The sequence below is a fragment of the Cedecea sp. P7760 genome, from assembly GCF_013386425.1.
GTDB lineage: Bacteria > Pseudomonadota > Gammaproteobacteria > Enterobacterales > Enterobacteriaceae > Cedecea > Cedecea selenatireducens.
Genome location: NZ_JACARU010000022.1, coordinates 37307 through 59253, shown reverse-complemented (window position 1 = coordinate 59253; position 21947 = coordinate 37307). Strand labels below are relative to the sequence as shown.

General features: G+C 55.0%; 22 protein-coding genes. 16 read left to right on the top strand and 6 right to left on the bottom strand.

All coding sequences use genetic code 11. The features are described 5' to 3' along the window. The first annotated feature begins 4 nt into the window (after positions 1–4). The 3 genes from fucK to fucR all read left to right on the top strand — a co-directional run bounded on the left by fucK (position 5) and on the right by fucR (position 2651). Positions 5–1468 (top strand): L-fuculokinase, encoded by a 1464-nt coding sequence (gene fucK, locus HX778_RS09115; protein WP_176981816.1) that lies wholly within the window; start codon positions 5–7, stop codon positions 1466–1468. A gap of 1 nt (position 1469) precedes the next feature. Further along, on the top strand, positions 1470–1886 hold the full coding sequence (gene fucU / locus HX778_RS09110) for an L-fucose mutarotase (protein WP_176981815.1): 417 nt from the start codon (positions 1470–1472) through the stop codon (positions 1884–1886). 63 nt (positions 1887–1949) lie between these two features. Then, the gene (gene fucR, locus HX778_RS09105) at positions 1950–2651 is read left to right on the top strand and encodes an L-fucose operon activator (RefSeq protein WP_038477035.1); all 702 of its coding nucleotides are present in this window, start codon (positions 1950–1952) and stop codon (positions 2649–2651) included. Between the two features lie 64 nt (positions 2652–2715). Here the strand turns inward: fucR and rpmE are convergent, their stop codons facing one another. After that, positions 2716–2931, bottom strand: coding sequence for a 50S ribosomal protein L31 (gene rpmE / locus HX778_RS09100; RefSeq protein WP_016538934.1), 216 nt, complete (start codon positions 2929–2931; stop codon positions 2716–2718). Positions 2932–3138: 207 nt separating this feature from the next. Here rpmE and priA point away from each other — a divergent pair, with 207 nt between their 5' ends. The 7 genes from priA to rraA all read left to right on the top strand — a co-directional run bounded on the left by priA (position 3139) and on the right by rraA (position 11218). Beyond that, the gene (gene priA, locus HX778_RS09095; RefSeq protein ID WP_176981814.1) at positions 3139–5337 is read left to right on the top strand and encodes a primosomal protein N'; all 2199 of its coding nucleotides are present in this window, start codon (positions 3139–3141) and stop codon (positions 5335–5337) included. A gap of 161 nt (positions 5338–5498) precedes the next feature. Continuing rightward, complete coding sequence (gene cytR, locus HX778_RS09090) at positions 5499–6533, top strand: DNA-binding transcriptional regulator CytR (RefSeq protein ID WP_038477041.1); 1035 nt, start codon at positions 5499–5501, stop codon at positions 6531–6533. A gap of 89 nt (positions 6534–6622) precedes the next feature. Next, positions 6623–7669 (top strand): cell division protein FtsN, encoded by a 1047-nt coding sequence (gene ftsN / locus HX778_RS09085; RefSeq protein ID WP_176981813.1) that lies wholly within the window; start codon positions 6623–6625, stop codon positions 7667–7669. Between the two features lie 89 nt (positions 7670–7758). Continuing rightward, a complete protein-coding gene (gene hslV, locus HX778_RS09080; protein WP_038477047.1) occupies positions 7759–8289 on the top strand; it encodes an ATP-dependent protease subunit HslV in 531 nt (176 codons plus the stop codon). A gap of 9 nt (positions 8290–8298) precedes the next feature. Further along, positions 8299–9633: an HslU--HslV peptidase ATPase subunit gene (gene hslU, locus HX778_RS09075; protein ID WP_038477050.1), complete on the top strand. Its 1335-nt coding sequence runs from the start codon at positions 8299–8301 to the stop codon at positions 9631–9633. 77 nt (positions 9634–9710) lie between these two features. Beyond that, a complete protein-coding gene (menA, locus tag HX778_RS09070; protein WP_176981812.1) occupies positions 9711–10637 on the top strand; it encodes a 1,4-dihydroxy-2-naphthoate polyprenyltransferase in 927 nt (308 codons plus the stop codon). Positions 10638–10732: 95 nt separating this feature from the next. Further along, on the top strand, positions 10733–11218 hold the full coding sequence (gene rraA / locus HX778_RS09065; protein WP_008457535.1) for a ribonuclease E activity regulator RraA: 486 nt from the start codon (positions 10733–10735) through the stop codon (positions 11216–11218). A 63-nt stretch (positions 11219–11281) separates the two neighbouring features. Here the strand turns inward: rraA and zapB are convergent, their stop codons facing one another. Further along, complete coding sequence (gene zapB, locus HX778_RS09060; RefSeq protein WP_008457532.1) at positions 11282–11521, bottom strand: septal ring assembly protein ZapB; 240 nt, start codon at positions 11519–11521, stop codon at positions 11282–11284. 436 nt (positions 11522–11957) lie between these two features. On the opposite strand from zapB, the gene HX778_RS09055 reads away from it, so the two are divergent. The 4 genes from HX778_RS09055 to fpr all read left to right on the top strand — a co-directional run bounded on the left by HX778_RS09055 (position 11958) and on the right by fpr (position 16311). Beyond that, complete coding sequence (locus tag HX778_RS09055; protein ID WP_038477057.1) at positions 11958–12812, top strand: MIP/aquaporin family protein; 855 nt, start codon at positions 11958–11960, stop codon at positions 12810–12812. Between the two features lie 21 nt (positions 12813–12833). Then, a complete protein-coding gene (gene glpK / locus HX778_RS09050) occupies positions 12834–14348 on the top strand; it encodes a glycerol kinase GlpK (RefSeq protein WP_038477060.1) in 1515 nt (504 codons plus the stop codon). 106 nt (positions 14349–14454) lie between these two features. After that, the gene (gene glpX, locus HX778_RS09045) at positions 14455–15465 is read left to right on the top strand and encodes a class II fructose-bisphosphatase (RefSeq protein ID WP_038477063.1); all 1011 of its coding nucleotides are present in this window, start codon (positions 14455–14457) and stop codon (positions 15463–15465) included. A 99-nt stretch (positions 15466–15564) separates the two neighbouring features. Then, entirely contained in the window at positions 15565–16311 is a 747-nt protein-coding gene (gene fpr / locus HX778_RS09040) for a ferredoxin--NADP(+) reductase (protein ID WP_038477066.1), read from the top strand. A gap of 1 nt (position 16312) precedes the next feature. Here the strand turns inward: fpr and HX778_RS09035 are convergent, their stop codons facing one another. Continuing rightward, on the bottom strand, positions 16313–16732 hold the full coding sequence (locus tag HX778_RS09035) for a DUF805 domain-containing protein (protein ID WP_038477069.1): 420 nt from the start codon (positions 16730–16732) through the stop codon (positions 16313–16315). Positions 16733–16849: 117 nt separating this feature from the next. Between HX778_RS09035 and HX778_RS09030 the strand changes: the two genes are divergently transcribed. Further along, positions 16850–17449, top strand: coding sequence for a DUF1454 family protein (locus tag HX778_RS09030; RefSeq protein WP_038477072.1), 600 nt, complete (start codon positions 16850–16852; stop codon positions 17447–17449). Between the two features lie 108 nt (positions 17450–17557). Continuing rightward, complete coding sequence (gene tpiA, locus HX778_RS09025) at positions 17558–18325, top strand: triose-phosphate isomerase (RefSeq protein ID WP_038477074.1); 768 nt, start codon at positions 17558–17560, stop codon at positions 18323–18325. Between the two features lie 49 nt (positions 18326–18374). On the opposite strand, the gene HX778_RS09020 is transcribed toward tpiA, so the two are convergent. The 3 genes from HX778_RS09020 to pfkA form a co-directional block, all read right to left on the bottom strand. Then, positions 18375–19679 carry an SLC13 family permease gene (locus tag HX778_RS09020; protein WP_176981811.1) on the bottom strand — a complete coding sequence of 435 codons (1305 nt, stop codon included), beginning with the start codon at positions 19677–19679 and terminating at the stop codon, positions 18375–18377. A 129-nt stretch (positions 19680–19808) separates the two neighbouring features. Further along, positions 19809–20798 (bottom strand): sulfate ABC transporter substrate-binding protein, encoded by a 990-nt coding sequence (locus HX778_RS09015; protein ID WP_176981810.1) that lies wholly within the window; start codon positions 20796–20798, stop codon positions 19809–19811. Positions 20799–20949: 151 nt separating this feature from the next. Then, a complete protein-coding gene (gene pfkA, locus HX778_RS09010; RefSeq protein ID WP_038477083.1) occupies positions 20950–21912 on the bottom strand; it encodes a 6-phosphofructokinase in 963 nt (320 codons plus the stop codon). Between the last annotated feature and the right edge of the window lie 35 nt (positions 21913–21947).

Below are 21947 nucleotides of genomic sequence, written 5' to 3'. Positions count from 1 at the left end.
CATTATGAATCATGATGTGGTGATTGTTCTGGACTGCGGCGCAACCAACGTTCGCGCCATCGCCGTGGATACTAAAGGCACGGTCGTCGCCAGAGCCTCAACCCCAAATTCCAGCCAGCCCGGTGCCGAACATAGCGACTGGCAAATCTGGTCGCTCGACGACATTTTGCAGCGCTTCACTTTTTGCTGCCGCCAGATTATCCCCCAGCTTCACGGCTACGCCGTTCGCGCGCTTACCGTAACGACATTCGGCGTGGACGGAGCCTTAGTGGACAGCAAAGGTGAACTGGTTTATCCGATTATCAGCTGGAAATGCCCAAGAACGACTGCCGTGATGGAGAAGATCGATCGCTACATCACGTCAGGCGAGCTGCAAACCATTTCAGGCATTGGCCAGTTCAATTTCAACACGCTCTATAAACTTATCTGGTTAAAAGAAAATCGCCCCGAACTGCTGGAAAAAGCATATGCCTGGCTGTTCATTTCATCGTTGATTAACCAAAAGCTGACCGGTGAATTCACTACGGACCGCACGATGGCGGGTACAAGCCAGCTGCTGGATGCGCGCAGCGGGACGTTCAGCGACACCATTCTCCAGCGAACCGGCCTGCCGAAGAGGCTGTTTCCGCGAATGGTTTCGGCGGGGGAGTTTATTGGCAACTTGCTACCGGGTATCGCAGGGAGGCTGGGGCTTCCCGCAGGCGTGCCCGTTATTTCCGCCGGGCACGATACTCAGTTCGCCCTGTTTGGCTCCGGCGCTGAGCTGGACCAGCCGGTGTTATCGTCCGGCACCTGGGAAATATTAATGGTGCGAACTCCACGCGTGAATACATCCCTGCTACCTCGTTTTACCGGCTCAACCTGCGAGCTGGACAGCTGCCAGCAGCTGTTTAACCCGGGGCTACAGTGGCTGGCTTCCGGCGTACTGGAGTGGATTCGCCAGCTTTACTGGCGTGATGACACGCTGCCTGATGTTTACCGACAGATGATAGACGAAGCCAGCGACATACCGCCGGGTTCAGAAGGCCTGCGCATGAACTGCCGAATGCTGGAAAGCCAAACGACTGCTGGCTGGCAAGGTATGCGGTTGAGCACCAGCCGCGGCCATTTTTATCGTTCTGCGCTCGAAGGTCTCTGCTGGCAGCTCCAGCAAAACCTGGCCGTGCTGGAAAAGATAGGCGACTTTAAAGCCAAATCGCTTCTGCTGGTAGGCGGCGGTAGCCGCAATGCCCTGTGGAATCAAATCAAGGCAGACGTGCTTAATCTCCCCGTCAACGTACTGCGTGATGCAGAAACTACCGTGCTCGGCGCGGCGATGTTCGCCTGGAGCGGCGTGAAGTATTACGCCTCGCCGGAGCTGGCTCGTCAGCAGGTCGAATATCGCTATCAAACCTGGTATCCCGGCGAGCAAAGCGTGGACTACCGCGCCCTGTCCGGATGCAACAATAAGGCTTTAGAAGGAGCATAACGTGTTGAAAACAATCTCTCCGCTTATCTCCCCGGCGCTGCTGAAAACGCTGGCAGAAATGGGGCACGGTGACGAAATCATTTTTTCCGATGCTCATTTCCCGGCCCACAGCCTCGGGCCTCAGGTGATCCGCGCCGATGGCCTGAAGGTCAGCGCGCTGCTGGCTGCCATTGCGCCTTTATTTGAACTGGACAGCTACGCGCCACCGCTGGTGATGATGGCGGCGGTGGCGGGAGACAGCCTGGACTCATCCGTTGAAGAACGCTATCTGGCAGCGTTGGCCATCGACGGGCTTAGCATCCGCCGAATAGACCGTTTCGCGTTTTACGAACGGGCGCAAAAAGCCTTTGCGATCGTTATCACAGGTGAGACGGCAAAATACGGCAATATATTGTTAAAAAAAGGCGTGACGCCGTAGTCTCATTCTCCTCATTCAGCCATGCGCTCACGTGCGCATGGCGATTTACAGAGGAGTACGCGGATGAAAACGGCTCGCCACCAGGCCATCGTCCAGTTGATTCGCCAGCACGAAACGTTGGCGACCGAAGAGCTGGCCAGCCTGCTCCACGTCAGCAAAGAGACTATTCGCCGGGATCTGAGCGCCTTACAGACCCAGGGGAAAATAATCCGCCTTCATGGGTGCGCAAAAAGCATTAAGCGGGAAAATCGTGATAGCGGCGATCCTTTTAATGCCCGCCTGAAAAGCCACCACACCAGTAAAGCCGACATCGCCCGTCAGGCGTTGCAGTGGGTTAATGACGGGATGGTGATCGCACTCGACGCCAGCTCCACCTGCTGGTATCTGGCTAAACAGCTACCGGATATTGATATCACGGTATTTACTAATAGCGAGCGTATTTGCCAGGAGCTGTCGAAACGAGAACACATTCAGCTGATCAGTTCAGGCGGGCTGCTTCAGCGGAAATACGCCTGCTATGTTAACCCGGCGATTGTCTCGCAGCTTAAGGAGTTGGAAATCGATCTGTTTGTTTTTTCCTGCGAGGGGATAGATAAAGAAGGGACGCTGTGGGACTCCAACCGCTATAACGCTGAATTTAAGTCTCTGCTGCTAAAGCGTGCGCTGCAATCTTTACTGCTGATTGATAAAAGTAAGATGAACCGGGCGGGAGAGATAAAAATCGGCAGTCTGGAAAACGTGATGCAGGTGATTTCCGAGCCGTAGTGCCACGGAATACCGGAAACAAAAAAGGCGCCCAGGGCGCCTTTCTCTTTCCAGCTCGCGAAACTTATTTTTTCGCGCCTGGTACGCTGAAGCGCTTGTTGAAGCGATCAACACGGCCGCCGGTAGCAACATCACGCTGCTTACCAGTGTAGAACGGGTGGCATTCGCCGCACACGTCCAGGTTCAGGTCGTGACCCGCAGTAGAGCGGATTTTGATAACATTACCGCAAGAGCAGTTTGCAGTAATTTCTTCGTATTTAGGATGGATATCTTTTTTCATGGTAAACCTCGGTAAAGGCCGCGTCGCTCTTCCAGCCCTAACGCCAGACACCACGCGAAGTTAATAAATTAGGTTTTTTCGATACCAAAACTGCGCATCAAAGGCGGCGAATCATACAGAACTTACTCAGCCGGTGCAAACTGATCCGCATTTCTGGAAGCACACAGTGTACACTAATACGTCATTTTTTTCAGCCTGGATGCTTTCATGCCCGTAGCCCACGTCGCTCTGCCTGTTCCGCTGGCCCGTACCTTCGACTACCTGCTTCCCGACGGCATGCAGGTAAGCGCTGGCTGCCGCGTGCAGGTGCCCTTCGGCAAACAGCGAGAGGCCGTCGGCATCGTCATGGCGGTCAGCGATAACAGCGATCTCCCTCTTGAAAAACTGAAACCCGTTGCCGATGTGCTCGACGGACGATCGCTCTTCACGCCGTCACTGTGGCGCGTTCTGCTGTGGGCGGCAGAGTATTATCACCATCCGATTGGTGAAGTACTCTTTCACGCTCTGCCGATTCTTCTGCGCCAGGGAAAACCCGCGCACCATGCCCCGCTTTGGTATTGGTTTGCCACTGAAGAAGGCAAAGCCATCGATCTGAACAGCATTAAACGAGCGCCTAAGCAGCAACAGGCGCTGGCCGCGTTACGCCACAATATTATCTGGCGGCATCAAATTAGCGAGCTGGAGATCAGCGAACCGGGGCTGCAGGCGCTGAGAACCAAGGGCCTGTGCGACCTGAAAAGCGCAGCACCCGCGGAACAAGACTGGCGGCCAGGCTATTCCGTTGCCGGTGAACGACTAAGGCTGAATACCGAGCAGGCCACCGCCGTGGGGGCCATCCACAGCGAATCTGACCACTTCGCCGCCTGGCTGCTCGCCGGTATTACCGGCTCCGGGAAAACCGAGGTTTACCTCAGCGTGCTGGAAAACGTCCTGGCGCAGGGGAAACAGGCTTTAGTGTTAGTGCCAGAAATTGGCCTGACGCCGCAAACCATCGCTCGTTTCCGTGAGCGCTTTAACGCGCCGGTTGAAGTCCTGCATTCCGGACTGAACGACAGCGAAAGACTTAGCGTCTGGCTAAAAGCGCGTAGCGGTGAGGCTGCCATCGTCATTGGCACGCGCTCTTCTCTGTTTACGCCTTTCTGTCGTCTCGGGGTCATTGTTATCGATGAAGAGCATGACAGCTCCTATAAGCAGCAGGAAGGCTGGCGCTATCACGCTCGTGACCTGGCCGTTTACCGGGCACATGCAGAAAACATTCCGATTATTCTCGGGTCGGCCACGCCAGCGCTGGAAACGCTGCACAATGTTGAGGTGGGGAAATACCGCCAGCTTCGCCTGACCAAACGTGCAGGAAATGCGCGCCCTGCCCACCAGCAGGTCGTAGATCTCAAAGGGCAGCAGCTTAAAGCAGGCCTGGCGCCAGCGCTGATCAAAAAGATAGGCGAGCATCTCGCCGCAGATAACCAGGTGATTCTGTTCCTCAACCGCCGTGGCTTTGCGCCTGCCCTGCTCTGCCACGAATGCGGCTGGATTGCAGAATGCGCCCGCTGCGATCACTATTACACGCTGCACCAGGGCCAGCGCCACCTGCGTTGCCACCACTGCGACAGCCAGCGTGCAATCCCACAGCAGTGCCCGCAGTGCGGCTCCACGCATCTGGTCCCGGTTGGCATGGGCACCGAACAGCTTGAGCATAGTCTTGAGCCGCTATTCCCTGACGTGCCGATTTCCCGTATCGATCGCGACACCACCAGCCGTAAAGGGGCCCTGGAACAGCAGTTGGCCGAAGTTCACCGCGGCGGCGCACGTATTCTTATCGGCACCCAGATGCTGGCTAAAGGCCACCACTTCCCGGACGTCACGCTGGTCGCACTGCTGGACGTAGACGGCGCGCTATTTTCTGCCGATTTCCGGGCCGCCGAGCGTTTTGCTCAGCTCTACGTTCAGGTTTCTGGCCGTGCCGGGCGAGCCGGTAAGCAGGGTGAAGTCCTGCTGCAAACGCACCATCCGGAACATCCTTTACTGCAAACGCTGCTGGCCAAAGGCTATGACGCGTTTTCCAGCCAGGCGCTAAGCGAGCGTAAAACGGTCTTTTTACCGCCGTACACCAGCCATGTACTGATTCGCGCCGAGGATCAGAACAACCATCAGGCGCCGCTGTTTTTACAGCAGTTGCGTAATCTGCTGGAAGCCAGCCCGCTGCGCGATGAGCAGCTCTGGATCATGGGGCCTGTCCCGTCGCTGCAGCCAAAACGCGGCGGCCGCTTCCGCTGGCAAATCTTGCTGCAGCATCCGTCCAGGGCACGCCTGCAAAAGCTGGTCAGCCATTCGCTCACGCTGGTCAACACGCTGCCCGAAGCCCGTAAAGTGAAGTGGATGCTGGACGTTGACCCTATCGACGGGTAGCACAATGTGGCTGGTTATGAGAAGCGGATCGAAAAATCTAATACTCATCACATTTCTTGTGAAAAATTTGTAACCGCTTACAGCCAACTTCTGCTAAGAATGTGATGACTGTCAGACACACAGGAGTGTTGACGATAGCGGCGTGCATGTGAGGAGAAGAAGTGAAGCCGAAGAAACCGGTGGTTAATGCCACCATGAAAGATGTCGCCGTGCAGGCAAACGTGTCTACTGCAACGGTATCCCGCGCTCTAATGAATCCAGATAAAGTTTCACAAAGCACCCGTAATCGCGTGGAGCAGGCGGCGATTGAAGTGGGCTATCTGCCTCACTCCCTGGGCCGTAACATCAAGCGCAGCGAATCACGAACTATCCTGGTCATCGTGCCCGATATCTGCGATCCGTTTTTCAGCGAAATTATCCGTGGCATTGAAGTGACCGCTGCTGCACAGGGCTATCTGGTGCTGATTGGCGACTGCGCCCATCAAAACCAGCAGGAAAAAACCTTCATCGACCTTATCATCACCAAACAGATTGACGGCATGCTGCTGCTGGGCTCACGTCTGCCGTTTGACGCCAGCAAAGAAGAGCAACGCAACCTGCCGCCGATGGTGATGGCGAACGAATTTGCGCCGGAGCTGGAACTGCCAACGGTGCATATCGACAACCTGACTGCCGCCTTTAACGCCGTTTATTATCTGCAGGAGCTTGGGCATCAGCGCATTGCCTGTATCGCCGGGCCAGAAGAGATGCCGCTTTGCCATTACCGCCTGCAGGGTTACGTCCAGGCGCTGCGCCGCAACGGCATCGTCGTCGATCCTCACTACATTGCACGCGGTGACTTTACTTATGAAGCTGGTGCAGCCGCTCTGGCACAGCTTATCGCCCTGCCCGAACCGCCAACCGCTATTTTCTGCCACAGCGATGTCATGGCGCTAGGCGCTCTGTCACAGGCGAAGCGTAGCGGGCTGAAAGTCCCGGAAGATTTATCTATCATGGGCTTCGACGACATCGCCCTGTCGCAGTTCTGTGACCCGCCCCTCACCACTGTCGCACAACCCCGTTTCGATATTGGCAGAGAGGCTATGCTGCTATTGCTGGACAACATTAACGGCCAAAACGTTAGCAGCGGCTCTCGCCTGCTGGACTGCGATCTTATTGAGCGAGGCAGCACCGCCGCGCCCGGCAGCAGAAAATGAGCCGCTTTTAAGACTGCATAAACTGGTCAAAGCCCCGCCCCTTAAGTAACATGGCGGACTGATAAACGAATAAAGACAGCGAAACGATAGTGGCACAACGAGATTATGTAAGCCGCGGGCAATCGGCAGGGACGCGGCGCAAAAAAAGTACACCCCGCAAAAAGCAACGTAGTCTGCCCTCCGTCTCTCCGACGATGGTAGCCATTGCGGCCGCGATCGTGGTGGCCTTTGTCGGTGCTCTTTACTTTATTACTCACCATAAGAAAGAAGAGATAGACGTTCTCCCGGGCCACAAAGTGACCGGGAATGGCCTGCCGCCAAAACCAGAAGAGCGCTGGCGCTATATTAAAGAGCTGGAAAACCGCCAGCCTGGCGTTCGTGCGCCTACCGAGCCGACCGCCGGTGGCGAAGTCATGAACCAAAACCAGCTCACCAACGAACAGCGACAGCTGCTTGAACAAATGCAGGCGGATATGCGCCAGCAGCCAACTCAGCTAAATGAAGTGCCGTGGAATGAGCAAACACCTGCCCAGCGCCAGCAAACTTTGCAGCGTCAGAAGCAGATTGTTCAGCAAACGCAGCCAGCACAACAGCAGCAGCAGTGGAATACGCAAACGCAGCAGCCTCGCGTTCAGCAGCGCGTAGCGGAGCAGCCATACCAGCAGCCGCGTAACACGCAGCAAACCACGCAGCCTTACCAGCAGCCAAAAACCGTTCAACAGCAACAGCCAAAGACCTCGACGGCCAACAATCAGCAGCCTTACCAGGATCTGCTGCAGACGCCGCCGCACAGTCAGCAAAAAGCGCCTCAGCAAACCAAACCGGTTCAGCGTGAAGCTCAGCCAGCACCCATTACGCGCGAGCAGGAAGTCGCTAAGCAGGCCCCGGCCAGCCAGGAGAAGAAGGACGAAAAACGCTGGATGGTACAGTGTGGCTCGTTTAAAGGCAGCGAGCAGGCGGAAACCGTTCGCGCTCAGCTGGCGTTTGAAGGTTTTGACTCTCGTATTACGACCAATAACGGCTGGAACCGCGTCGTTATTGGCCCTATCAAAGGCAAAGACAACGTCGACGGCACAATCAATCGCCTCAAGATGGCTGGACATACCAGCTGTATTCGTCTTGCCACCGGGGGTTGAAACCCCAAAATTGCCCCCCATTTATAATGGCATTAGGCCCTGCGTACCACGCAGGGCTCCTGTTTAGCTGATGCAAAAGGGGTCCGATCGTGACAACAATAGTAAGTGTACGTCGTAACGGCCATGTGGTCATTGCCGGCGATGGCCAGGCCACGCTGGGAAATACCGTCATGAAAGGCAACGTCAAAAAAGTGCGTCGCCTGTACAACGATAAAGTGATCGCCGGTTTTGCTGGCGGTACTGCGGATGCCTTCACGCTGTTCGAACTTTTTGAGCGCAAGCTGGAAATGCATCAGGGCCACCTGGTGAAAGCCGCCGTTGAGCTGGCGAAGGACTGGCGTACCGACCGCATGCTGCGCAAGCTGGAAGCACTGCTGGCCGTGGCTGACGAGAATTCCTCTCTGATCATCACCGGTAACGGCGACGTCATCCAGCCTGAAAACGATCTGATTGCCATCGGCTCTGGCGGCCCGTACGCCCAGGCCGCCGCCCGTGCCCTGCTTGAAAACACCGAAATGGGTGCGCGCGACATCGCTGTGAAAGCGTTGGATATTGCAGGTGATATCTGCGTGTATACCAACCACTTCCATACCATCGAAGAATTACCGTCTAAAGCGTAAGGATTTCCCATGTCTGAAATGACCCCACGCGAAATTGTCAGCGAGCTGAACAAACACATTATCGGCCAGGACAACGCTAAGCGCTCCGTCGCTATCGCCTTACGTAACCGCTGGCGCCGTATGCAGCTTGACGAAGAGCTGCGCCATGAAGTTACCCCTAAAAACATTCTGATGATCGGCCCGACCGGCGTGGGTAAAACCGAAATTGCCCGCCGCCTGGCAAAACTGGCCAACGCGCCGTTCATTAAGGTTGAAGCGACCAAATTCACCGAAGTCGGCTATGTCGGTAAAGAAGTGGATTCCATCATCCGCGATCTGACTGATGCTGCAGTAAAAATGGTTCGCATGCAGTCTATTGAGAAAAACCGTTATCGCGCCGAAGAGATGGCCGAAGAGCGCATTCTCGACGTGCTGATCCCACCGGCGAAGAATAACTGGGGCCAGTCTGAAGCTCAGCAGGAACCTTCTGCGGCTCGCCAGTCGTTCCGCAAGAAACTGCGTGAAGGCCAGTTGGATGACAAAGAGATTGAAATCGATCTCGCCGCTGCACCTATGGGTGTAGAAATCATGGCACCTCCGGGCATGGAAGAGATGACCAGCCAGCTGCAGTCCATGTTCCAGAACCTGGGCGGCCAGAAGCAGAAACCGCGCAAGCTGAAAATCAAAGATGCGATGAAGCTGCTGGTGGAAGAAGAAGCGGCAAAACTGGTGAACCCGGAAGAGCTGAAGCAGGACGCCATCGACGCGGTTGAGCAGCACGGCATCGTGTTTATCGATGAAATCGACAAAATTTGTAAGCGCGGCGGCAACAGTTCCGGCCCGGACGTTTCCCGCGAAGGCGTACAGCGCGACCTGTTGCCTCTGGTAGAAGGGTGTACCGTGTCTACCAAGCACGGGATGGTGAAAACGGACCACATTCTGTTTATCGCTTCCGGCGCGTTCCAGGTTGCCAGCCCGTCAGATCTTATTCCTGAGCTGCAGGGCCGTCTGCCGATTCGCGTTGAGCTGCAGGCTCTGACTGTTGACGATTTTGAGCGCATCCTGACCGAGCCGAACGCCTCAGTGACCGTGCAGTACAAAGCGCTGATGGCGACCGAAGGCGTGAACATCGACTTTACCGAGGACGGTATCCGTCGTATTGCTCAGGCGGCCTGGCAGGTGAACGAATCAACCGAAAACATCGGTGCTCGTCGTCTGCACACCGTGCTTGAACGTCTGATGGAAGATATCTCCTATGACGCCAGCGAGCTAGATGGTCAGTCCATCCTGATCGACGCCGAATACGTGGGCAAACATCTGGATGAGTTGGTTGCAGATGAAGACCTGAGCCGTTTTATCCTATAATCCGGCTAACGCATTTTCTTCATTTGAAGTGGAGGGCTTATGCCCTCCATTTTTTTATCTAAGTTGGCAACCAAATAATGAGCGATTCGCAACCTACAAGTGTCACCCAGGCCTGGCTGGAAAGTCTTCGCCCACGCACGCTGCCTCTGGCGTTTGCTTCCATCGTCTGCGGCTCGGCCCTGGCCTACTGGCAAGGCGTATTTGACCCTGCCGTGGCGCTGCTGGCGCTGCTGACCGCCGGGCTGCTGCAAATCTTGTCAAATCTCGCCAATGACTACGGCGATGCGGTTAAAGGCAGCGACAAAGAAGATCGCATCGGGCCGCTGCGTGGGATGCAAAAAGGGATGATTACTCAGGCACAGATGAAACGTGCGCTGGTCATCACGGTCGTGCTGATTTGCCTCTCGGGCCTGTCGCTGGTCGCCCTCGCCTGTCACACCTTTGCGGACTTTATGGGTTTCTTGCTGCTCGGCGTACTGTCTATCGTCGCCGCCATTACCTACACCGTCGGCACCCGCCCTTACGGGTATATGGGGCTGGGGGATATTTCAGTGCTGGTGTTCTTCGGCTGGATTAGCGTCGCGGGGACCTGGTATCTGCAGGCTCATTCACTGGCGCCGCTGGTCATTCTGCCCGCCACCGCCTGCGGCCTGCTCGCAACGGCCGTGCTAAATATCAATAACCTACGTGATATCGACAGCGACCGTGAAAACGGTAAAAGTACGCTCGCCGTGCGCCTCGGCCCGGTCATTGCCCGCCGCTATCATGCCGGCCTGCTCATCGGTTCTTTGGTCTGCCTCGCCCTGTTTAACCTTATCTGGCTCAAGAGTCTGTGGGGATGGCTGTTTGTTCTGGCTGCGCCGCTTTTACTCAAACAAGCAGCCTATGTGGTACGCGAGCAGTCTCCTGTTGCGATGCGCCCAATGCTGGAACGCACCGTAAAAGCAGCGTTGCTAACGAATCTGCTGTTTGCCATGGGCGTCGTGCTCAGTACCGTTTCCTGATGACTGACAAATATCAATTAACAATTGATGATTTTGCCAACAGTTAACAGAACGCGATATACTGACAACTCCTGCAGCAAATGAACCTTAATCCTATGAAATACGATACTTCTGAGCTTTGTGACATCTACCAGGAAGAGGTCAACGTCGTCGAGCCGTTGTTCTCCAACTTTGGTGGCCGCTCGTCATTTGGTGGGCAAATCATCACGGTGAAATGTTTCGAGGACAACGGGTTGCTGTACGATCTGCTCGAAGAGAATGGCCGTGGACGCGTGTTGTTGGTCGACGGCGGCGGTTCGGTACGTCGTGCACTGATTGATGCGGAACTGGCTCGTCTTGCGCTGCAAAACGAGTGGGAAGGCATTGTGGTTTACGGCGCGGTACGCCAGGTGGACGATCTGGAAGAGCTGGACATTGGCATTCAGGCCATTGCGGCAATTCCGGCAGGCTCTGCGGGTGAAGGCATCGGCGAAAGCGATGTGCGCGTCAACTTCGGTGGCGTCACCTTCTTCTCCGGCGACCATCTGTATGCCGACAACACCGGAATCATCCTCTCCGAAGATCCGCTGGATATTGAGTAATCCAGCTGATACATAGCAAAACGGGCGCCTGAGGCGCCCGTTCTTATTTGTCGGAAGCGGGAATTACACTTCTTCCATTTTGCCCAGCAGCGCATGCAAACGCTCCTGCCAGACGTGCTGTTGTTCTTTCAGGCTGCTGTTTTCACGCACCAGCTCTTCGTGATTGCTCTGCGCCTGCTGCACTTCCTGAGCCAGACCGTTATTTTTCTCTTTCAGCTCTTCGATTTCCATCTGTAACAACGTAATCGTGTCAACCGCCTGCTGAACTTTTGCTTCCAGTTTCTCAAACACTTCAAATGACATTTCGAACTCTCCTGAATGGCAAGGCGTTGATGGATGGCTATCCTCGTCCCGATTCTTCGGCGACGCCTTTATGAACGTATGCGCAACACGTGGCGTAACTCGATTGTAAGGAGCGCGGATGCACGTGTCCAGCGGCTTACCGCGCTCTTTGCGTAACATGACGTTTTTCAGCCTATGCCGAAAGCCATCCGCCCTCACGGCCAAAATTTGTTAAATAATACGTTAACAAAACGCGTAACTTCCCCCGTTTTATCATGCGGTGCCGCTCATTTTTTAGCGCGAAAACGCTCATTTTCTTGACGCACCACGCACATTTAAAGTTCGATATTTCTCGTTTGTGCTCGTTAACGATAAATTAACACCGTGCCTACACGGCATAAAGGTGGCTAGGACGCTCTACAACAATAATCATCAATTTTGCCTTCAGGACCCCACTATGAGTCAGACAGCTACAACAACCTTAAAAGGCCAGTGCATCGCCGAATTCATGGGTACCGCGTTGTTGATCTTCTTCGGTGTGGGATGTGTTGCTGCATTGAAAGTGGCCGGTGCCACCTTCGGGCAGTGGGAAATCAGTATCATCTGGGGCTTAGGGGTGGCGATGGCTATCTATATGACCGCAGGGGTTTCTGGTGCACATCTTAACCCGGCCGTGACGATCGCACTCTGGCTGTTCGCTTGTTTTGACGGCCGCAAAGTCGTGCCGTTTATTATTTCACAGTTCCTTGGCGCGTTCAGCGCCGCCGCGTTGGTTTATGGCTTATATTACAATCTGTTCCTCGACTACGAACAAACGCATCATATGGTGCGCGGCAGCGTAGAAAGCCTGGATTTAGCAGGTATCTTCTCCACCTACCCGAATCCACACATTAACTTTGTGCAGGCCTTTGCCGTAGAAATGGTGATTACCGCCATTCTGATGGGCGTGATTCTGGCGCTGACCGATGACGGTAACGGCGTGCCGCGTGGCCCACTGGCTCCGCTGCTGATTGGCTTGCTGATCGCGGTTATCGGCGCGTCAATGGGCCCGCTGACCGGGTTTGCGATGAACCCTGCTCGTGACCTTGGGCCGAAGACCTTCGCGTGGCTGGCAGGCTGGGGCGACGTAGCCTTCACCGGTGGGAAAGACATGCCTTACTTCCTGGTGCCGCTGTTTGCGCCTATTGTCGGCGCGTGCCTCGGCGCATTCGGCTACCGTAAATTGATTGGTCGCCACCTGCCATGCGATGTCTGCGTTGTCGAAGAAGACAAGCCGGACACCAAGGTGACCTCTCAGCAAAAAGCACTGTAATACTGACTTCAGGACATGATTATGACTACAGAAAAAAAATACATCGTCGCTCTCGACCAGGGAACAACCAGCTCGCGTGCCGTTGTCCTGGATCATGACGCCAACATCATCAGCGTCGCGCAGCGTGAATTCGAGCAAATCTATCCTAAGCCAGGCTGGGTAGAGCACGACCCGATGGAAATCTGGGCCACCCAAAGCTCCACGCTGGTAGAAGTGCTGGCAAAAGCGGACATCAATTCCGACGAAATCGCGGCCATCGGCATCACCAACCAGCGTGAAACCACCGTGGTATGGGAGCGCGAAACCGGTAAGCCAATTTACAATGCGATCGTCTGGCAGTGCCGCCGTACCGCTGATATCTGCGAAGAGCTGAAGCGCAACGGCATGGAAGAATACGTGCGTCACAACACCGGCCTGGTGGTTGACCCGTACTTCTCCGGTACCAAAGTAAAATGGATCCTCGACCACGTTGAGGGCTCACGCGAGCGTGCTCGCCGCGGCGAACTGCTGTTCGGTACCGTGGATACCTGGATTATCTGGAAGATGACCCAGGGACGTGTGCACGTTACCGACTACACCAACGCCTCCCGTACCATGCTGTTCAACATCCACGAGCTGGACTGGGACGACCGTATGCTGGAAGCGCTGGATATCCCTCGGGCGATGCTGCCGGAAGTTCGCAAATCTTCCGAAGTGTATGGCCAGACCAACATCGGCGGTAAAGGCGGCACGCGTATTCCTATCGCAGGTATCGCCGGCGACCAGCAGGCCGCGCTGTTTGGCCAGCTGTGCGTAAAAGAAGGCATGGCGAAGAATACCTACGGCACCGGCTGCTTTATGCTGATGAATACCGGCGAAAAGGCAGTTGCATCAACCAACGGCCTGCTGACTACCATCGCCTGCGGTCCGAAAGGCGAAGTTAACTACGCGCTGGAAGGCGCGGTGTTTATGGCTGGCGCATCCATTCAGTGGCTGCGTGACGAAATGAAGATGATTGGCGATGCGTTCGACTCCGAGTACTTTGCCAACAAGGTGAAGGATACCAACGGCGTATACGTTGTGCCTGCGTTTACCGGCCTGGGCGCGCCTTACTGGGACCCGTATGCACGTGGGGCTATCTTCGGCCTGACTCGCGGCGTGAACTCGAACCATATTATTCGCGCTACGCTGGAATCCATCGCCTACCAGACTCGTGACGTGCTGGAAGCAATGCAGGCTGACTCCGGTATTCGCCTGCATGCCCTGCGCGTGGACGGTGGTGCGGTTGCCAACAACTTCCTGATGCAGTTCCAGTCCGATATTCTGGGCACCCGCGTTGAACGCCCTGAAGTTCGTGAAGTTACCGCTCTGGGTGCGGCTTACCTGGCAGGTCTGGCCGTGGGCTTCTGGCAGAACCTGGACGAACTGCAGGAGAAATCCGTTATCGAGAAAGAGTTCCGTCCGGGTATCGAAACTACCGAGCGTAATTACCGCTACGCCGGCTGGCAAAAGGCGGTTAAACGCGCCCTTGCCTGGGAAGATCACGAAGAGAAGTAATCTCCATAAGGCCCCTGAAAAGGGGCCTTTCAGTTTCTGCCTTGCCCGCCCTCTTCCCCGCCTGTGCTAAACTCCCCGGCAATTCTGTTTGCTAAATGAGTCTGCTATGAAACGAGAACTTGCCATCGAATTTTCCCGCGTGACCGAAGCCGCCGCGCTTGCTGGCTACAAATGGCTTGGCCGTGGGGATAAAAATGTGGCCGACGGCGCGGCCGTAAATGCCATGCGTATCGTCCTTAACCAAATCAACATCGACGGCGAAATCGTCATCGGCGAGGGCGAAATCGACGAAGCGCCGATGCTCTACATTGGCGAAAAGGTCGGTACCGGCAAAGGCGATGCGGTGGATATTGCCGTTGATCCGATTGAAGGCACGCGTATGACGGCGATGGGTCAGGCCAACGCCCTGGCGGTTCTCGCAGTGGGCGATAAAGGCACGTTTCTGAATGCACCCGATATGTATATGGAGAAACTGATCGTTGGGCCGGGAGCCAAAGGCGCAATCGACCTTAATCTCGGCCTTGAAGATAATCTCCGCAACATCGCGTCTGCGCTGGAAAAGCCGCTTGGCGAGCTGACGGTAACCATCCTGGCAAAACCACGCCACGACGAAACGATTAAAGAGATGCAGCAGCTTGGCGTGCGCGTGTTCGCCATTCCTGACGGCGATGTTGCCGCCTCGATCCTGACCTGCATGCCGGACAGCGAAGTTGACGTCCTCTATGGGATCGGCGGCGCTCCGGAAGGCGTAGTTTCTGCGGCAGTTATTCGCGCGCTGGACGGCGATATGCAGGGTCGGCTGCTGGCTCGTCACCACGTAAAAGGCGACAGCGAAGAGAATCGTCGCATTGGCGAGCAGGAACTGGCGCGCTGCAAAGCAATGGGCATCGAGGCCGGGCTGGTGTTAAAGCTTGATGAAATGGCGCGTAACGACAACGTTATTTTCTCCGCCACAGGCATCACCAAAGGCGATTTGCTGGAAGGCATCACCCGTAAGGGCAACATGGCCACCACGGAAACGCTGCTGATTCGCGGCAAATCCCGGACCATTCGCCGCATCCAGTCCATTCACTATCTGGATCGTAAAGATACCGAAGTGCAGAAGCATATTCTGTAACGTTTCTCGTTTGTTGGTTAGAGCTTTCCGGCTCGTTTGGGCTGGAAATGCCACCACATTCTGGAGAAGATAGAAAAAAAGTAACGACGGGAGTGCAACATGGCGGAGTGGGTTACAGGTAAAGTCACCAGGGTTCAAAACTGGACCGATTCTCTCTTCAGCCTGACGGTTCACGCGCCGGTAAATGCGTTTACCGCCGGGCAATTTACCAAGCTTGGGCTTGAGATAGACGGCGAACGCGTTCAGCGCGCCTACTCCTACGTTAACGCCCCGAGTAATCCCGATCTTGAGTTCTATCTGGTTACCGTTCCCGAAGGCAAACTCAGCCCTCGCCTGCATGCCCTTCAGCCTGGTGATGAAGTGCAGCTGGTCAGCGAGGCGGCCGGGTTCTTCGTGCTGGAAGAAATCCCCGAATGCAAGACGCTCTGGATGCTGGCGACCGGTACCGCGTTGGGGCCTTATCTGTCTATCCTGCAGGAAGGCAAAGATCTTGAGCGCTTTGACAATATCGTTCTGCTTCACGCGGTGCGCTACGCCAGCGACTTAAGCTATCTCCCGCTCATGCTTGAGTTACAGGAACGCTATCAGGGGAAACTGCGTATTCAAACCGTGGTCAGTCGTGAAACCGTTCCAGGTTCGCTTACCGGGCGCGTTCCGGCGTTAATTGAAAGCGGCGAGCTTGAGGCGGCTGTAGGCTTAGCGATGGATATTGAAACCAGCCATGTGATGCTATGCGGGAACCCGCAAATGGTGCGTGATACCCAGCAATTGCTGAAAGATACCCGGCAGATGGCCAAACATCTGCGCCGCAGACCTGGCCATATGACCGCCGAGCATTACTGGTAAGTTAGCGAAATTTAACTTCGCTGGTCTCTTTCCCGAAGCGGTTTTCTCCCTGGGTGCCAACAAACGCACCCAGGTCCATCAACACCATGACGAAGATAAGCGTCGGGATAAAACGCCCTAATCCCCACTGCCACAGCGTGCCAAAAGTTTCCCAGTTCCCCGCCACCAGCAGCCATGCCGGAATGAACAGCAACGCCCACCAGCCTTTTTTATCCCTGTCGTGCAGGCGCTTCACAATCACTGCGGCGGTGGGAATCAACGAGCCGGTGAGGAAGAAGCCCGCCGTGGAGTAAGGCAGGATTTCTGCCCCGGCCAGGGTAAACAGAATAATCAGCCCGACTATCCACGCGCCGATCCAGATCCAAAAGTCACGGCGTCCAATACGCCCTTTAAAAGAGAACAACCATTGCTGTATGGTCATGGGTAAGGTCCTTATTATTTTCTCGCGGCGTAGTGTACCCTGGTCACCGCCCGTTTTGACAAGCCAACGGATTGCCGATTTAATCGGGATGATGAACAAATCAGGAGAAGTGTGTCGATGAAATACCTGCTGCCTGCCCTTGTGCTGCTGGCGCTGCCTCTGGCGGTGAGTCGGGCAGACCCTACGTCAGATACAGCTTCTCAGCTTCCTGCCGCCCCTTACCTGCTGCCAGGTGCACCGACTTTCGATCTGACCATTACCCAGTTTCGCGGAAGGTTTGATATCGATAATCCGTCGCTGCCTCTGAATGAATTCCGCGCAGTGGAGAAAAGCCGCGACAAAGCTAACCTGACCCGCGCCGCCACCAAGATCAACGAAAATCTTTACGCTTCTACGGCGCTGGAACTCGGTACCTTAAAAATTAAGTCGATGCAGATAACCTGGCTGCCCATTCAAGGACCGGAGCAAAAAGCCGCCCGCGGCAAGGCGCTGGAGTATATGGCCGCGATTATCCGCAGCTTCACGCCAACGCTTTCAAAAGCGCAAAGCCAGCAGAAGCTGACCAAATTACTCAGCGATGGAAAAAATAAACGCTATTTCGCCCAGAACGACGGTGCCATTCGCTATGTGGTGGCAGATAACGGCGAAAAAGGGCTAACTTTCGCCGTTGAACCGATTAAGCTAACGCTATCCGAGACGTTAAACAGCGGCGAATAAATGACAAAAAGCAAAGCCTTTCACCCGCTGACTCTCTATACTGTTTCACAGACCAAGCTGCCCAACGGGCAGTGATTCTTTTTATTGCTTACCGCGTGGAGAATTAAAATGCGACATCCTTTAGTGATGGGTAACTGGAAACTGAACGGCAGCAAACATATGGTTAACGAGCTTATCGCTAACCTGCGTAAAGAGCTGTCTGGCGTGGACGGCTGCGGCGTTGCCATCGCCCCACCAACCATGTACCTGGACCTGGCCAAACACGCTGCTTCCGGTAGCCACATCATTCTTGGCGCGCAGAACGTAGACGTTAACCTGTCCGGCGCGTTCACCGGTGAAGTTTCTGCAGACATGCTGAAAGATATCGGTGCTAAATACATCATCATTGGCCACTCTGAGCGTCGTACCTATCACGCTGAGTCCGACGAGTTCATCGCCAAAAAATTCGCCGTGCTGAAAGCTGCAGGCCTGGTGCCAGTACTGTGCATCGGTGAAAGCGAAGCGGAAAACGAAGCGGGCAAAACCGAAGAAGTTTGCGCCCGCCAGATTGACGCCGTGCTGAAAACTCAGGGCGCAGCAGCTTTCGAAGGCGCGGTTATCGCTTACGAACCAATTTGGGCTATCGGTACCGGTAAATCTGCAACCCCAGCTCAGGCTCAGGCAGTACACAAATTTATCCGTGACCACATTGCTAAAGCAGACGCGAAAGTGGCTGAGCAAGTGATCATCCAGTACGGCGGTTCCGTTAACGATAAAAACGCAGCAGAGCTGTTTGCTCAGCCGGACATCGACGGCGCGCTGGTTGGCGGTGCATCCCTGAAAGCGGACGCTTTCGCGGTTATCGTTAAAGCAGCAGCTGAAGCGAAAAAAGCGTAATTACGCGAATAATATTGATGAACGGCTCCGGCAAGCGGAGCCGTTTTTTTTAGAGTTTGTGCAGCAACTGGAACCAGCCATAATCCAGCGGCAGCAGAATCAAGAACGTCACCAAGGCCAGCGCCAGGCAAAGCTTCAATCCCTCTTTGGCGGGAACTTTCCCCAGCCCCATCGCCACCACAATCGGTGAAGCCATATACGGCAGCAGCGGCGTTGAATAACCGAGCACCTGAATCATAATCACTGACAAAAGTGGGAATCCCGTCGCCTGCGAGAAGCTCTCCGCAAAGGTGGTATAAAGCGCGGGCACGCCATTCGCGGTGACGATAAAGTTGAGCAGGCTGGTGATGCCGGTCAGCGCGGCAAAGCTGGTAAAGGGCCTGCTGGCGTCCAGCGGCATAATAGCCATTAGCTTCTCGCCCACCATAGCGCCCAGCCCAATATGAGTCACGGTCGTTGCCAGAGCCAGAATCCCCGCCACGTAAAAACAGGTACGTACATTCACGCCGCTGGCAAACTCCTCCCCGGTGATAAATCCAACGCGCGGCAACAGCGTTATGCAGGCGGCGATAAGGCCTATCCACGCAGGACCAATCCCGTGCCAGCTTTCAGTCACCCACAGTCCCAGCACGGCAACCAGCAGCCACGCCAGCCGCTTTTCTTCGGCGCTCATCGGCGCTGAGCTGGCCATTTGCTCAGGCGGCAAAGGCTTGCCGGGAAATAGCCAGGAAATCAGGCCTATCAGCACAATCCCTTTCAGAATGCCGAGCACCGGGGTGTGCAGCATCAGATAAGGCAGATAGTTAAGATGCAGGCCATAAGACCCTTCAGCCGCCCCGCTCATCACCAGATTCGGTACGTTGGCGGGTAAAATCGTGGCCGAGAGCTGGAAAGTGCCAAATCCCACGGCCAGCGCCAAACCGTACCAGGCTCGAGTGCCTTCGCCGATGGACGCTCTTTGCGCCATCGCCGCAACAATCGGCATCAGCAGCGCAATGCGCCCCATGTTCGAAGGCATAACAAAAGCCAGGGCATAACTTAGTAACACGACGCTGCCGACCATATGCAGCCAGGAATTCGTCAGCCTTGCGGAAAGCGCTCGAGCCACACGATCGGCCAGACCCGTTTTGCGAATAGCGATGCCCAGAACAAAACCGCTGAACACCAGCCAGAAGGCCGACGAGGCAAAGCCGCTAAAAATCACCTCGGCCGGGGCTATCTTCGCCACCATCGCTGCGGCAAAAAATAACAGCGCGGTCAGGTATTCCGGCAGCGCAGAAGTGGCCCAAAGAATAATGGTGATGAGAATAATAATGCCGGGCAGGATGAGGGGATCTGAAAACCAGAGCGACATACCTGTCTCCTGTAGAGTTTTTCAGCACTCTACGGGAAGATATTCAGCGAGTAAATGTCAGACAGCGGAAACAAAAATGGCCCCAAGGGGCCACTTCGGACTTAAATGGCCCCTCGGGGCCACTTAAGATTAACGCTTGCTGATTTGGTCGAAGCTACCGCCGTTAGAGAAGTGGTCCTTCTGCGCCTTCGCCCAGCCGCCAAACTCTTCATCAATGGTGTAGAGCTTCAGTTTCGGGAACTCTTTTTCATACTTTTTAGCAACGTCAGGGTTACGCGGGCGATAGTAGTTCTTCGCCGCAATCTCCTGGCCTTCTGGCGAGTAGAGATACTTCAGGTAAGCTTCTGCCACCGCCTGAGTCCCTTTCTTCTCAACAACTTTATCCACGACCGACACGGTCGGTTCTGCAAGAATAGATTCGCTCGGGGTCACAATCTCGAATTTGTTTTTGCCCAGCTCGTTGGTAGCCAGTAAGGCCTCGTTTTCCCACGCAATCAGCACATCGCCAATGCCGCGTTCAACGAAGGTGTTAGTCGAGCCGCGGGCACCGGAGTCCAGCACCTCTACGTTCTTGAATAATGCTTTAACGAAGTCCTGCGCTTTCGCCTGATCGTTATTGTTGTGGTGCAGCGCATAGCCCCATGCGGCTAAGTAGTTCCAGCGCGCACCGCCGGAGCTTTTCGGGTTTGGCGTGATGACGGAAACGCCGGGTTTAATCAGGTCGTTCCAGTCATGAATCTGTTTAGGGTTGCCTTTACGCACCAGGAACACGATGGTGGAAGTGTATGGCGCGGAGTTATCCGGCAGGCGCTTGATCCAGTTTTTATCAATGCGTCCGCGTTCGGCAATGGCATCAACGTCATAGGCCAGAGCCAGGGTCACGACATCGGCTTCAATACCGTTGATGACCGAGGTTGCCTGTTTCCCGGACCCACCGTGAGACTGGCGTACGGTGACCGTATCACCGGTCTGCTGCTGCCAGTGAGCGCTGAACGCTTTGTTGTACTCTTCATACAGTTCACGAGTCGGATCGTAAGACACGTTGAGTAACTGAATATCCTTCGCCAGTACGCCACCAGAAGCCAAAAGTAATGTTAAACCCACGCCCCACTTGTTCATCGCTCGCTCTCTCTATGAAGTTTGATGCAGCCAGCGTGCCAGAAACTATTTCAAGGATTAAAGAATAAAAAAAGATTGGCTATAACTTTTGGCGATATAACAGGCAATAAAAAACCGGGCAATGCCCGGTTTTCGCTGATAGCAGCTCGACTTAATAGAGCTTTTTAGCGCAATCCAGCCAGTCACCTTTAAACGGACGCTTCATGTTCTCAATCGCGTCGATGATGTCATGGTGAACCAGTTTTTCGTTCTGGATGCCGACGCAGCGGCCACCAAAGCCCTGCAGCAGCAGTTCGATGGAATAAGAGCCCATGCGGGACGCCAGGATACGGTCATACGCTACCGGAGAACCGCCGCGCTGGATATGGCCCAGAACGGTAGCACGGGTTTCGCGCTTGGTTTCGGTTTCAATATATTTAGCCAGTTCGTCGACATCGCAAATGTGCTCGGTAATGGCAACAATGGCGTGTTTTTTACCTTTGGCGATCCCGGCTTTAATTTCTGCCACCAGATCTTCGCGGCTGAATTCAACTTCCGGCAGAACCACAAACTCACAGCCGCCGGCGATAGCCGCAGCCAGGGTCAGGTCACCGCAGTAACGCCCCATCACTTCAACGATGGAGATACGCTGGTGTGAAGAGGAGGTATCACGCAGGCGGTCAATCGCTTCAACCACGGTTTCCAGCGCGGTGAAGTAACCGATGGTGTAGTCGGTGCCTTTGATATCGTTATCGATGGTGCCCGGCAGACCGATGCAAGGGAAGCCCATTTCGGTCAGGCGCATTGCCCCCATGTAAGAACCGTCGCCGCCGATAACCACCAGCGCGTCAATGCCGCGTTTTTTCAGGTTTTCGATAGCCACGGCGCGAACATTTTCATCGCGGAACTCAGGGAAGCGAGCGGAACCCAGGAATGTACCGCCACGGTTAATCATGTCGGACACGCTATAGCGGTCCAGCTGCACCATGCGATCTTCGTACAGACCCAGGTAGCCATCATAGACACCCATGACTTCCAGACCTTCTGACAGCGCTGCGCGCACCACACCGCGGATCGCCGCGTTCATGCCCGGCGCATCACCGCCACTCGTCAACACACCAATTTTTTTGATCATGACTACCTCTGAACTTTGAAAGCAAAATTAATCCT